At 28.1% G+C, this 442-nt stretch carries 1 protein-coding gene; it reads left to right on the top strand.

Features of this window, described 5'->3' with window-relative positions:
- A partial coding sequence (locus D7X55_RS43925) for a hypothetical protein (protein WP_158626507.1) occupies nucleotides 1-442 on the top strand: 442 nt, incomplete at both ends.

The following is a 442-nucleotide window of genomic DNA, read 5'->3' as shown; positions in this document are numbered from 1 at the left end:
GTATATTTCTTGCCGGACAGCATAGTTGAGAAAAAATCAATTTTTGTTTCACTAAAGAAAATGAATGCTGTTGATAGTTTCAGTGGCTATACTGAAATTAATTTGGGTTATTACGAATCATTAAAGTTTAGACAAAAAAATCTTTTAAAGGGTGTTTCGATATTTGATACGAAGAATGAAATGCTCTTGGAAAATAATGTTAAGCTTGAACAAATGCATTACGATTCACTTACCAATTTTGATTATCCAATTAAGTTTACTGCTGATTTAAGCTTTCCAGTTAATGAAATTGAAAATAACATCTTATACGTTAATTGTAATGCAGTTTCATTAGTAGAGAAAAACCCATTTATTGCTCAGAAAAGAAAATTTCCAATTGAATTTGATTTTAAAACAGATGTGCTTTCAACTACAAAAATTGAAATTCCGGATGGTTTTAAAA

Source organism: Corallococcus sp. AB049A (assembly GCF_003668885.1).
Classification (GTDB): Bacteria; Myxococcota; Myxococcia; order Myxococcales; family Myxococcaceae; genus Corallococcus; species Corallococcus interemptor.
The sequence above is the reverse complement of the archived record's forward strand: the minus strand, read 5'-3'. Positions and strand labels throughout refer to the sequence as shown.